Raw genomic sequence first — 9672 nt, forward strand, 5'->3', positions numbered from 1 at the left:
TTGCCACGTATATCGCCTTATCTCAAGCTTTATTCGGCAATGCTGCCGCCAGCGGCTTCCAGAGCAGCACGAGCACCGGCCGTAGCCAGAACACCGCGCAGCTTGATCGCCTTACCAACTTCACCAGCCAGTATCAGCTTGACGACCTTGGCGCCGTGAGGCACCAGACCGGCTTGCTTCAGGACCAGGATGTCGGCTTCTTCAACCGGCAGACGGCTCAGGTCACCCGTACGCAGCTCAGCCGTCAGACCCTTGGTCAACGACTTGAAGCCACGCTTCGGCAGGCGACGTTGCAGCGGCATTTGACCGCCTTCGAAGCCAACCTTGTGGAAACCACCCGAACGCGACTTCTGACCCTTGTGGCCACGACCGCAGGTCTTGCCCAGGCCAGAACCGATGCCACGGCCAACACGCTTGGAAGCGTGCTTGGCGCCCTCAGCGGGCTTAATCGTATTCAGTTCCATTTAGCTCTCGCTTTTCAGCAGGTAGCTGATCTTGTTGATCATGCCGCGGTTTTCCGGGGTGTCGATCACTTCAACCGATTGGTTGATGCGACGCAGACCCAGGCCACGGGCACACGCCTTGTGTGCTTCGAGGCGGCCGATCAGGCTCTTGACCAGCGTTACTTTGATCTTGGAAGTAGTAGCCATTACGCGTCAGCTCCCAGGATGTCCTCGATCGCCTTGCCACGCTTTGCAGCAACTTCAGCCGGGCTGCGCAGCTTGGACAAAGCGTCCAGGGTAGCGCGCACGAGGTTGTAAGGGTTGGTCGAACCGTGGCACTTGGCCGAAATGTTGGTAACACCCATCACTTCGAACACAGCGCGCATCGGGCCACCGGCCTTGATACCAGCACCTTCGGCGGCGGGCTGCATGAACACGGTGGTTGCACCGTGCTTGCCGACCACTGCGTGTTGTACGGTACCGTTCTTCAAGCTGATCTTCACCAGCTTGCGACGGGCCTCTTCCATTGCCTTCTGCACGGCGACAGGCACTTCCTTGGACTTGCCCTTACCCATGCCGATACGGCCATCACCATCACCAACCACGGTCAGCGCGGCGAAACCCATGATCCGGCCACCCTTCACCACTTTCGTGACGCGGTTGACGCTGATCATCTTCTCCCGCAAGCCGTCGCCGCGATCTTCGATTTCAGACTTAGCCATGATTACTCCTTAGAATTCGAGGCCGGCTTCACGAGCCGCATCGGCCAGGGCCTTGACGCGGCCGTGGTAATGGAAGCCCGAGCGGTCAAAGGCGACGGCGGTTACGCCAGCAGCCTTCGCCTTTTCGGCGATACGCTTACCAACAGCTGCGGCTGCAGCAACGTTGCCACCGTTAGCGATGTCCTTGCGAACTTCGACTTCCAGGGTCGACGCGCTGGCCAGCACCTTGCCACCAGTCTCATCAATAACTTGAGCGTAGATATGGCCGTTGGTGCGATGCACCGACAGGCGCACCACTTTCAAGCCAGCGATACGGGCACGGGTTTTGCGGGCCCTGCGCAAGCGTGTTTCGTTCTTGTCCATGATTTCAGCCTCGATTACTTCTTCTTGGTTTCTTTCAGGACCACCACTTCGTCGCTATAACGAACACCCTTGCCCTTATAAGGCTCAGGCGCGCGGTAAGCGCGAATTTCGGCGGCAACCTGACCAACCTGCTGCTTGTCCACACCCTTCAGGATGATTTCGGTCTGGGACGGGGTCTCAACCTTCACACCGGCCGGCATCTTGTGCGAGACGGGATGGGAGAAACCGAGCGTCAGATTCAGACTTTCACCTTGAGCAGCAGCACGGTAACCCACGCCTACCAGGTTGAGCTTGCGCTCAAAACCCTTCGAGACACCGATTACCATGTTGTTCAGCAGAGCGCGCATCGTGCCGGACATGGCGCGGGAGTGCTTGCTTTCGTCTGCCGCCTTGAAGGTCAGAGCATTGTTCTCGACTGCGATCTCGACTGCGACGTCCAGAGGACGCGAAGCGGTACCGAGCGGGCCCTTAACAACAATCTCGCCACCGGCCATCTTGACTTCAACACCAGACGGCAGGGCGATTGGGTTCTTAGCTACGCGTGACATTGTTCAGCTCCTTACGCCACGAAGCAGAGCAATTCGCCACCGATACCCTGGGCGCGTGCTTTGCGATCGGTCATCACACCCATGGAGGTGGAGACAATGGCGATACCGAGGCCATTCATGACCTTGGGAATGTCGTTTACGCCCTTGTAGATACGCAGACCAGGCTTCGAAACGCGATCAATGCGCTCGATAACCGGACGACCGGCGTAATACTTCAACTCGATATCGAGCTGGGGCTTCTTCTCATCGCCAGTTACGGCGAAGTTTTCGATATAACCTTCATCCTTCAGCACGGCGGCAATAGCCACCTTCAGCTTGGACGAGGGCATCGTTACCGACGGCTTGTCCGCACGCTGAGCGTTGCGGATGCGGGTCAGCATATCGGCGATGGGATCATGCATGCTCATTCGTGATCTCCTTACCAGCTGGCCTTGACGACACCCGGGATCTCACCACGCATGGCGATTTCACGGAGCTTGTTACGGCCAAGGCCGAACTTGCGGAACACACCACGCGGGCGACCGGTAACCGAACAACGGTTACGCAGACGCGTCGGGTTGGCATTACGCGGCAGGGCCTGGAGTTTCAGGCGGGCGGCGAAGCGCTCTTCGTCGCTCAGGTTCTGGTCATTGATGATTGCCAGCAGCTGTTCGCGCTTGGCGGCGAACTTCGCCACCAGCTTTTCGCGCTTGTCTTGACGGTTGATCAAAGCGAGTTTAGCCATGGCAAACCTCAGTTCTTAAACGGGAACTTGAACGCGGCGAGCAGCGCACGGGCTTCTTCGTCGGTCTTCGCGGTGGTGGTAATCGTGATGTTCATACCACGCAGCGCGTCGATCTTGTCGTACTCGATTTCCGGGAAAATGATCTGTTCCTTGACGCCCATGTTGTAGTTACCACGGCCATCAAAGGACTTGCCGGAAACACCGCGGAAGTCGCGAATACGCGGCATGGCGATGGTGACCAGACGATCCAGAAACTCATACATACGATCGCGACGCAGGGTGACCTTGCAGCCAACCGGATAGTTGTCACGGATTTTGAAGCCGGCAATCGACTTCTTGGACAGGGTAACTACTGGCTTCTGACCGGCAATCTTGGTCAGGTCGCCAACAGCGTGTTCCATAACCTTTTTATCGGCTACAGCTTCGCCCACGCCCATGTTGATGGTGATCTTCTCGATCCGCGGCACTTCCATGATCGACTTGTAGCCGAACTTTTCGGTGAGCTGCGGAACGACCGTCTCTTTGTAGAATTCTTGCAAACGAGCCATGTTCTACCCCTTAGCCCCCGACCACTTCGCCGTTCGATTTGAACACGCGAACCTTTTTGCCGTCGTCGAGCAACTTGAAGCCGACACGGTCAGCCTTTTGGGTCGCTTTATTGAAGATGGCCACGTTGGAAACCTGAATCGGCATCGTCTTCTCGATCACGCCGCCAGCAACACCGCGAACCGGATTCGGCTTCTGGTGCTTCTTCGCAACGTTGATACCCTCAACGATAACCTTGTCACCTACCAGGACACGCAGCACGGTGCCGCGCTTGCCCTTGTCTTTACCGGTGATTACGACGACTTCGTCGCCTTTACGAATCTTATTCATGCGCTAACCCCTTACAGCACTTCTGGCGCGAGCGAGACGATCTTCATGAAACGCTCAGTACGCAGTTCACGCGTAACTGGCCCGAAGATGCGGGTCCCGATAGGCTCAAGCTTGTTGTTGAGCAGCACGGCGGCATTGCCATCAAACTTGATGAGCTGACCATCGGCACGACGAACACCCTTGGCGGTGCGAACGACGACGGCGTTGTAGACGTCACCCTTCTTCACGCGACCACGGGGAGCGGCGTCCTTGATAGTCACCTTGATGATGTCACCCACCGAGGCGTAACGACGCTTGGAGCCACCCAGCACCTTGATGCACATAACAGAGCGCGCACCGGTGTTGTCAGCAACATCCAGCATGGATTGCATTTGAATCATTTAAATAAACCTCCAACTTAACCCGTCAATTCCGCCGGCGTACCCGGCAGCGCCGTAGCAAACCACGGCACAACGGCCAGTTTTGGATCCCGATAGGGAGACACTTCCCAAACCATCAAGCAGCAGAACGCTACTTTTCGGCAAGGGATAAACAGCAGGGCATTCTACAAGAAGTAGAATGCCCTGACAAGCAACTAACGTAAGTTTGTGATGTTAAATCACAAATTAAACGTTACGAGCCTTTTCGATAAGACCAGTCACGATCCAAGCTTTGGTCTTGGACAGCGGACGGGTTTCCTCGATCGTCACCACATCACCTTCGCCGTAGGCGTTGGTTTCGTCGTGCGCGTGGTACTTCTTGGACAGACGGATGATCTTGCCGTAGAGCGGGTGCTTCACTTTACGCTCGACCAGCACGGTCACAGTCTTGTCCATCTTGTTGCTAACCACACGGCCGGTCAGCGAACGTTTCAGTTTGGTCTCGGTCATTTACGCCACCTTCTGAGCCAGGATGGTGCGAACACGCGCGATATCGCGGCGAACGCGCTTCAGTTCGCTGGTCTTGGCAAGCTGCTGGGTAGCCAGCTGCATGCGCAGGCCGAACTGGGCCTTCAGGAGCGAGGTGAGCTCGGACTTGAGCTCATCGACCGACTTGTTACGCAATTCAGTCGCTTTCATCTCACTGCCCCACATGTCGGGTTACGAAAGTCGTCGCAATCGGCAACTTGGCGGCGGCCAGACGGAAGGCTTCGCGGGCGAGAGTCTCGTCCACGCCGTCCATCTCGTACAGCACCTTACCAGGCTGGATTTCTGCAACGTAGTATTCCGGGCTACCCTTACCATTACCCATCCGGACTTCAGCGGGCTTGGAAGAGATCGGCTTGTCCGGGAATACACGGATCCACACACGACCGCCACGCTTGATGTGACGGGTCATGGCGCGACGAGCGGCTTCGATCTGACGCGCGGTCAAACGACCACGGCCGATGGCCTTCAGGCCCCACTCACCGAAGCTAACCTTGTTACCGCGGGTAGCAACGCCGGTGTTACGGCCCTTCTGCTGTTTGCGGTACTTGAGTCTAGTTGGCTGCAGCATTTCGTGGCCCCTTTCGCGGCTTGCGTTCGGCTTGTTCCGGCTGAGCGGCAACTTCTTGGCCAGCCTTCACTTCACCCTTGTACACCCACACCTTGATACCGATGATGCCGTAGGTGGTCTTGGCTTCGGACGTCGCGTAATCGATGTCAGCGCGCAGGGTGTGCAGGGGCACACGGCCTTCGCGATACCATTCGGTACGGGCGATTTCGATACCATTCAGACGACCGGACGACATGATCTTGATGCCTTGGGCACCCAGACGCATGGCGTTCTGCATCGCACGCTTCATGGCACGACGGAACATCACGCGCTTTTCCAGCTGAGCGGCGATGGAGTCGGCGATCACCTGAGCATCGGTTTCCGGCTTGCGGATTTCTTCGATGTTGATGTGCACCGGCACGCCCATCAGCTTGACCAGGTCACGCTTCAGGATCTCGATGTCTTCGCCCTTCTTGCCGATCACAACACCCGGACGGGCGCTATGAATGGTGATTCGGGCGTTCTTGGCAGGACGCTCGATAACGATGCGGCCAACCGAGGCGTGCGACAACTTTTTCTTCAGGAACTCGCGCACCTTGATGTCTTCGGCGAGCATGGCCGGGAAGTTTTTGCTATTCGCATACCACTTCGAGGCCCAGTTCTTGTTGACGGCTAAACGGAAGCCAATCGGATGAATTTTCTGTCCCATAACGTCCTCATTCGCCCACAGTAAGGGTAATGTGGCAAGTTTGCTTCTCGATGCGGTTGCCGCGGCCCTTGGCACGAGCAGCGAAACGCTTCAGGGAAGGTCCCTTGTCTACATAAATGGTCGTCACCTTGAGAGCGTCGATATCGGCGCCGTCATTGTGTTCGGCATTAGCAATCGCCGACAGCAACAACTTCTTGATGAGGACCGCGCCCTTTTTGGGGCTAAAGGTCAGAATGTTGATGGCGTGCTCAACCGGCTTGCCGCGCACCAGGTCAGCGACCAGGCGAGCTTTCTGAGCCGACAGGCGTGCGCCAGTCAAAATAGCGGAAGTTTGCATGGCAGCACCTTACTTCTTGGCTTTTTTGTCGGCAGCATGACCCTTGAACGTACGGGTCAGCGAGAATTCGCCTAGTTTGTGACCGACCATGTTCTCGTTGATATACACGGGAACATGTTGTTTGCCGTTGTGCACCGCGATAGTCAGACCGACGAAGTCGGGCAGCACGGTGGAGCGACGGGACCAGGTCTTTACCGGGCGCTTGTCGTTGGTCGCGCGCACTGCTTCAATCTTCTTGAGCAGATGGGCGTCGACGAACGGGCCTTTTTTAACGGAACGAGCCATGTCTAATTACCCCTTATTCGAATACCGGCGGCGCACGATCATATTGTCGGTGCGCTTATTGCTGCGGGTACGGTAACCCTTAGTCGGGGTACCCCATGGGCTAACCGGCACACGACCTTCACCAGTGCGGCCTTCACCACCACCGTGCGGGTGATCGATCGGGTTCATCGCCGTACCGCGAACGGTCGGACGAATACCACGCCAGCGGTTTGCACCGGCTTTACCGATCTTGCGCAGGTTGTGCTCTTCGTTACCGACTTCACCGATGGTGGCACGGCAATCGACGTGCACCTTGCGGATTTCACCGGAACGCAGACGCAACTGGGCGTAAGCGCCTTCGCGAGCCAACAGCTGAACCGAAGCACCGGCCGAACGAGCAATCTGCGCGCCCTTGCCTGGTTGCATTTCGATGCAGTGGATGGTGCTACCGACAGGGATGTTGCGCAGCGGCAGGGTGTTGCCGACCTTGATCGGTGCTTCCGAACCGCTCACCACTTGCGCGCCGGCCTTCAGGCCACGCGGAGCGATGATGTAGCGACGCTCACCATCGGCGTAGCACAGCAGCGCGATGTGGGCGGTACGGTTCGGGTCGTATTCCAGACGTTCCACGGTGGCAGTGATGCCATCCTTGTTACGACGGAAATCGATCATGCGGTAGTGTTGCTTATGACCGCCGCCGTGATGGCGGACAGTGATAATACCGCGGTTGTTACGACCGGCGTTCTTGCTTTGGCTTTCCACCAGGGCGGCGTGCGGCTTGCCTTTGTGCAGCTCAGGGCTGACAACTTTAACGACCGCGCGGCGACCGGGGGAAGTTGGTTTTACTTTTACCAGCATCGTCGTTCTCCTTACTGCGCAGCCTGCAGGTCAATTTCTTGACCAGGCTTCAGGGCAACGTAGGCCTTCTTCCAGCCCTTGCGCCAGCCAGTGCTACGACCAAAGCGCTTCTGCTTCGGCTTCACATTGGTGACTTGGACGGATTCGACCTGCACTTTGAACAGCAGCTCAACCGCAGCCTTGATCTCAGGCTTGGTTGCATCGCTGGCCACGCGGAAAACAACTTGCTCGTTCTTTTCGGCAACCAGGGTGCTCTTTTCAGAGATCACCGGGGCCAGCAGAACTTGCAGCAAACGATCTTCATTCAGCTGAGTCATGCCAGGATCTCCTCGATTTGCTTGAGCGCCTCGCGGGTTACCAGCACCTTCTTGAAGCGGACCAGGCTGACCGGGTCGGCTTGCGACGGCTCGAGCACCAGGACGTTCGGCAGATTGCGCGAAGCCAGGTACAGGTTCTCGTCCAGGTTGTCGGTAACGATGAGGGTACGCTCGTTCAGACCCATGGCAGCCAGCTTGGCGGCAAACGCCTTGGTCTTAGGGGTGTCAGCCGTGAAGGCATCAACCACTACCAAACGCTCTTCACGAACCAGTTGCGACAGGATGGTCGCCAGGCCAGCGCGATACATCTTGCGGTTGACCTTCTGGGTGAAGTTCTCGTCAGGCGAGCTCGGGAAAATCTTACCGCCACCACGCCACAGCGGGCTGGACGCCATACCAGCACGAGCACGACCCGTACCTTTTTGACGCCACGGCTTGCGAGTGGACTTGGCCACTTCGCTACGGCCCTTTTGGGCGCGGTTGCCGCTACGGGCATTAGCGAGGTAAGCAGTAACGACCTGGTGAACCAGGGCTTCGTTGTAATCGCGACCGAACAGGGTGTCGGAAGCGGTCACGCTAGCGGCAGCTTCGCCACTTGCATTGATGACTTTAAGTTCCATTACGCACCTGCCTTCACGCTAGGACGAACGACGACATCGTTGCCCTTGGAGCCAGGAACGGCACCCTTGACGAGCAACAGGCCGCGCTCGGCGTCAACACGAACCACTTCCAGGTTTTGTACGGTGCTCTTGACGTTACCGTACTGACCGGCCATACGCTTACCCGGGAAAACACGACCCGGATCCTGCGCCATACCGATCGAACCAGGAGCATTGTGCGACACGGAGTTACCGTGGGAAGCGCGTTGCGAACTGAAGTTGTGACGCTTGATAGCACCAGAGAAACCCTTACCCTGCGAGGTACCGGTCACATCGACCAGTTGACCCACCGAGAAGATCTCAACGGTGATCTGGCTGCCAGGCTGGAACTTTGCCAGCTCGTCAGCCGTCAGCGCGAACTCGTGCAGACCACGACCAGCCTCGACACCCGCCTTAGCGAAGTGACCGGCTTCAGCCTTGTTAACACGATTGGCGCGACGTTCGCCGAAGGTGACTTGCACAGCGGCATAGCCATCTACATCCGGCGTCTTGATTTGCGCGACGCGATTGGACGACAGATCCAGCACGGTCACCGGGATGGAAGCACCATCCTCGACGAACACGCGGGTCATACCGACCTTGCGCCCGATAAGTCCTAAGCTCATCGTTCTTTCCTTTTAAAAGGGCCAGCTACGATTGGCCGGCGATCATTCGCAAGCCGCGCAGGGCGGCCTGCATCGAACGAAACTCCCGCTCCAGAATGCGAAACGGGCTCGCCTATACAGCGAGCCCGCGATCTTATCGCAACTTCTTGACTTAATGCAAGAAATTATTGCAGCTTGATCTCTACATCCACGCCAGCCGGCAGGTCCAGCTTCATCAGCGCGTCAACCGTCTTGTCGGTCGGATCGACGATGTCCATCAGGCGCAGGTGAGTACGGATCTCGAGCTGGTCGCGCGAAGTCTTGTTCACGTGCGGCGAACGGAGCACATCGAAGCGCTCGATCTTGGTCGGCAGCGGAACCGGACCCTTGACCACAGCGCCAGTGCGCTTGGCAGTGTCAACGATTTCCTGGGCCGAACGGTCGATCAACGCGTAGTCGTAAGCCTTGAGGCGGATGCGAATCTTTTGGTTAGCCATGATGATTCCTAAAGAGCGAGGCGACCTTGCGGCCACCGGATTGCATTAAAGAACGAAGACGGACAAACCTCACGGCCTGCCCGTCCGATTCACATATTACTCAATGATCTTACCGACAACGCCGGCGCCAACGGTACGGCCACCTTCGCGAATCGCGAAGCGCAGACCGTTTTCCATGGCGATCGGAGCGATCAGGGCAACAACCACTTCAACGTTGTCACCTGGCATCACCATTTCGGTACCAGCAGGCAGTTCAACTGCGCCGGTCACGTCGGTGGTGCGGAAGTAGAACTGAGGACGGTAGCCGTTGAAGAAC

At 57.4% G+C, this 9672-nt stretch carries 22 protein-coding genes; all 22 read right to left on the reverse strand.

The genetic code is table 11. The features are described from left to right. Positions 1-29 precede the first annotated feature (29 nt). On the reverse strand, positions 30-464 hold the full coding sequence (gene rplO / locus ACYVHK_RS24590; RefSeq protein WP_460537704.1) for a large ribosomal subunit protein uL15: 435 nt from the start codon (positions 462-464) through the stop codon (positions 30-32). Then, positions 465-650, reverse strand: a complete 186-nt coding sequence (gene rpmD / locus ACYVHK_RS24595; RefSeq protein WP_460537706.1) for an uL30 family ribosomal protein — start codon at positions 648-650, stop codon at positions 465-467. It abuts the gene before it with no gap. Further along, entirely contained in the window at positions 650-1165 is a 516-nt protein-coding gene (gene rpsE / locus ACYVHK_RS24600; RefSeq protein WP_460537708.1) for a 30S ribosomal protein S5, read from the reverse strand. Before rpsE ends, rpmD begins: the two co-directional genes overlap by 1 nt. Positions 1166-1174: 9 nt before the next feature. Then, positions 1175-1528, reverse strand: a complete 354-nt coding sequence (rplR, locus tag ACYVHK_RS24605; RefSeq protein WP_460537710.1) for a 50S ribosomal protein L18 — start codon at positions 1526-1528, stop codon at positions 1175-1177. A gap of 14 nt (positions 1529-1542) precedes the next feature. Next, positions 1543-2076 (reverse strand): 50S ribosomal protein L6, encoded by a 534-nt coding sequence (gene rplF / locus ACYVHK_RS24610; RefSeq protein WP_460537712.1) that lies wholly within the window; start codon positions 2074-2076, stop codon positions 1543-1545. 11 nt (positions 2077-2087) lie between these two features. Beyond that, positions 2088-2483, reverse strand: coding sequence for a 30S ribosomal protein S8 (gene rpsH, locus ACYVHK_RS24615; RefSeq protein ID WP_460537714.1), 396 nt, complete (start codon positions 2481-2483; stop codon positions 2088-2090). An 11-nt stretch (positions 2484-2494) separates the two neighbouring features. Further along, the gene (rpsN, locus tag ACYVHK_RS24620) at positions 2495-2800 is read right to left on the reverse strand and encodes a 30S ribosomal protein S14 (protein ID WP_331982249.1); all 306 of its coding nucleotides are present in this window, start codon (positions 2798-2800) and stop codon (positions 2495-2497) included. 8 nt (positions 2801-2808) lie between these two features. Beyond that, positions 2809-3348: a large ribosomal subunit protein uL5 gene (rplE, locus tag ACYVHK_RS24625; protein ID WP_460537717.1), complete on the reverse strand. Its 540-nt coding sequence runs from the start codon at positions 3346-3348 to the stop codon at positions 2809-2811. Positions 3349-3358: 10 nt separating this feature from the next. Beyond that, positions 3359-3676 (reverse strand): 50S ribosomal protein L24, encoded by a 318-nt coding sequence (gene rplX, locus ACYVHK_RS24630; protein ID WP_460537719.1) that lies wholly within the window; start codon positions 3674-3676, stop codon positions 3359-3361. An 11-nt stretch (positions 3677-3687) separates the two neighbouring features. Continuing rightward, complete coding sequence (rplN, locus tag ACYVHK_RS24635; protein WP_099407148.1) at positions 3688-4056, reverse strand: 50S ribosomal protein L14; 369 nt, start codon at positions 4054-4056, stop codon at positions 3688-3690. Between the two features lie 225 nt (positions 4057-4281). Next, positions 4282-4545 carry a small ribosomal subunit protein uS17 gene (rpsQ, locus tag ACYVHK_RS24640; protein WP_460537722.1) on the reverse strand — a complete coding sequence of 88 codons (264 nt, stop codon included), beginning with the start codon at positions 4543-4545 and terminating at the stop codon, positions 4282-4284. Further along, positions 4546-4734: a 50S ribosomal protein L29 gene (rpmC, locus tag ACYVHK_RS24645; protein ID WP_460537724.1), complete on the reverse strand. Its 189-nt coding sequence runs from the start codon at positions 4732-4734 to the stop codon at positions 4546-4548. A 1-nt stretch (position 4735) separates the two neighbouring features. Then, the gene (gene rplP / locus ACYVHK_RS24650; protein ID WP_072428324.1) at positions 4736-5152 is read right to left on the reverse strand and encodes a 50S ribosomal protein L16; all 417 of its coding nucleotides are present in this window, start codon (positions 5150-5152) and stop codon (positions 4736-4738) included. Beyond that, entirely contained in the window at positions 5136-5840 is a 705-nt protein-coding gene (gene rpsC / locus ACYVHK_RS24655) for a small ribosomal subunit protein uS3 (RefSeq protein WP_460537726.1), read from the reverse strand. Before rpsC ends, rplP begins: the two co-directional genes overlap by 17 nt. Before the next feature lie 7 nt (positions 5841-5847). Then, positions 5848-6177, reverse strand: a complete 330-nt coding sequence (rplV, locus tag ACYVHK_RS24660; RefSeq protein ID WP_460537729.1) for a large ribosomal subunit protein uL22 — start codon at positions 6175-6177, stop codon at positions 5848-5850. A 9-nt stretch (positions 6178-6186) separates the two neighbouring features. Further along, a complete protein-coding gene (gene rpsS / locus ACYVHK_RS24665) occupies positions 6187-6462 on the reverse strand; it encodes a 30S ribosomal protein S19 (protein ID WP_028446086.1) in 276 nt (91 codons plus the stop codon). Positions 6463-6468: 6 nt separating this feature from the next. Next, entirely contained in the window at positions 6469-7299 is an 831-nt protein-coding gene (rplB, locus tag ACYVHK_RS24670; protein WP_460537731.1) for a large ribosomal subunit protein uL2, read from the reverse strand. A gap of 11 nt (positions 7300-7310) precedes the next feature. Beyond that, positions 7311-7607: a 50S ribosomal protein L23 gene (rplW, locus tag ACYVHK_RS24675; RefSeq protein WP_349258173.1), complete on the reverse strand. Its 297-nt coding sequence runs from the start codon at positions 7605-7607 to the stop codon at positions 7311-7313. A 5-nt stretch (positions 7608-7612) separates the two neighbouring features. After that, positions 7613-8236, reverse strand: a complete 624-nt coding sequence (gene rplD / locus ACYVHK_RS24680; RefSeq protein ID WP_460537733.1) for a 50S ribosomal protein L4 — start codon at positions 8234-8236, stop codon at positions 7613-7615. Next, complete coding sequence (rplC, locus tag ACYVHK_RS24685) at positions 8236-8880, reverse strand: large ribosomal subunit protein uL3 (RefSeq protein WP_460537735.1); 645 nt, start codon at positions 8878-8880, stop codon at positions 8236-8238. The genes rplD and rplC overlap by 1 nt, the downstream gene beginning before the upstream one ends. 164 nt (positions 8881-9044) lie before the next feature. Beyond that, the gene (rpsJ, locus tag ACYVHK_RS24690; protein WP_072428332.1) at positions 9045-9356 is read right to left on the reverse strand and encodes a 30S ribosomal protein S10; all 312 of its coding nucleotides are present in this window, start codon (positions 9354-9356) and stop codon (positions 9045-9047) included. A 96-nt stretch (positions 9357-9452) separates the two neighbouring features. Then, on the reverse strand, positions 9453-9672 hold a 220-nt coding region (locus tag ACYVHK_RS24695; protein WP_460537126.1), incomplete at its 5' end, for an EF-Tu C-terminal domain-related protein.

The sequence above is a fragment of the Chitinimonas naiadis genome (assembly GCF_054780835.1).

What these genes read in the sequence shown, in the direction of transcription:
- rpsS (WP_028446086.1), bottom strand. Translation starts at nt 6,462, where the DNA reads ATGGCTCGTTCCGTTAAAAAAGGCCCGTTCGTCGACGCCCATCTGCTC.
- rpmC (WP_460537724.1), bottom strand. Translation starts at nt 4,734, where the DNA reads ATGAAAGCGACTGAATTGCGTAACAAGTCGGTCGATGAGCTCAAGTCC.
- rplP (WP_072428324.1), bottom strand. Translation starts at nt 5,152, where the DNA reads ATGCTGCAGCCAACTAGACTCAAGTACCGCAAACAGCAGAAGGGCCGT.
- rplC (WP_460537735.1), bottom strand. Translation starts at nt 8,880, where the DNA reads ATGAGCTTAGGACTTATCGGGCGCAAGGTCGGTATGACCCGCGTGTTC.
- rpsH (WP_460537714.1), bottom strand. Translation starts at nt 2,483, where the DNA reads ATGAGCATGCATGATCCCATCGCCGATATGCTGACCCGCATCCGCAAC.
- rplX (WP_460537719.1), bottom strand. Translation starts at nt 3,676, where the DNA reads ATGAATAAGATTCGTAAAGGCGACGAAGTCGTCGTAATCACCGGTAAA.
- rpsN (WP_331982249.1), bottom strand. Translation starts at nt 2,800, where the DNA reads ATGGCTAAACTCGCTTTGATCAACCGTCAAGACAAGCGCGAAAAGCTG.
- rpsE (WP_460537708.1), bottom strand. Translation starts at nt 1,165, where the DNA reads ATGGCTAAGTCTGAAATCGAAGATCGCGGCGACGGCTTGCGGGAGAAG.
- rpmD (WP_460537706.1), bottom strand. Translation starts at nt 650, where the DNA reads ATGGCTACTACTTCCAAGATCAAAGTAACGCTGGTCAAGAGCCTGATC.
- rplO (WP_460537704.1), bottom strand. Translation starts at nt 464, where the DNA reads ATGGAACTGAATACGATTAAGCCCGCTGAGGGCGCCAAGCACGCTTCC.
- rpsQ (WP_460537722.1), bottom strand. Translation starts at nt 4,545, where the DNA reads ATGACCGAGACCAAACTGAAACGTTCGCTGACCGGCCGTGTGGTTAGC.
- rplV (WP_460537729.1), bottom strand. Translation starts at nt 6,177, where the DNA reads ATGCAAACTTCCGCTATTTTGACTGGCGCACGCCTGTCGGCTCAGAAA.
- rplD (WP_460537733.1), bottom strand. Translation starts at nt 8,236, where the DNA reads ATGGAACTTAAAGTCATCAATGCAAGTGGCGAAGCTGCCGCTAGCGTG.
- rplR (WP_460537710.1), bottom strand. Translation starts at nt 1,528, where the DNA reads ATGGACAAGAACGAAACACGCTTGCGCAGGGCCCGCAAAACCCGTGCC.
- rplB (WP_460537731.1), bottom strand. Translation starts at nt 7,299, where the DNA reads ATGCTGGTAAAAGTAAAACCAACTTCCCCCGGTCGCCGCGCGGTCGTT.
- rpsJ (WP_072428332.1), bottom strand. Translation starts at nt 9,356, where the DNA reads ATGGCTAACCAAAAGATTCGCATCCGCCTCAAGGCTTACGACTACGCG.
- rpsC (WP_460537726.1), bottom strand. Translation starts at nt 5,840, where the DNA reads ATGGGACAGAAAATTCATCCGATTGGCTTCCGTTTAGCCGTCAACAAG.
- rplE (WP_460537717.1), bottom strand. Translation starts at nt 3,348, where the DNA reads ATGGCTCGTTTGCAAGAATTCTACAAAGAGACGGTCGTTCCGCAGCTC.
- rplN (WP_099407148.1), bottom strand. Translation starts at nt 4,056, where the DNA reads ATGATTCAAATGCAATCCATGCTGGATGTTGCTGACAACACCGGTGCG.
- rplF (WP_460537712.1), bottom strand. Translation starts at nt 2,076, where the DNA reads ATGTCACGCGTAGCTAAGAACCCAATCGCCCTGCCGTCTGGTGTTGAA.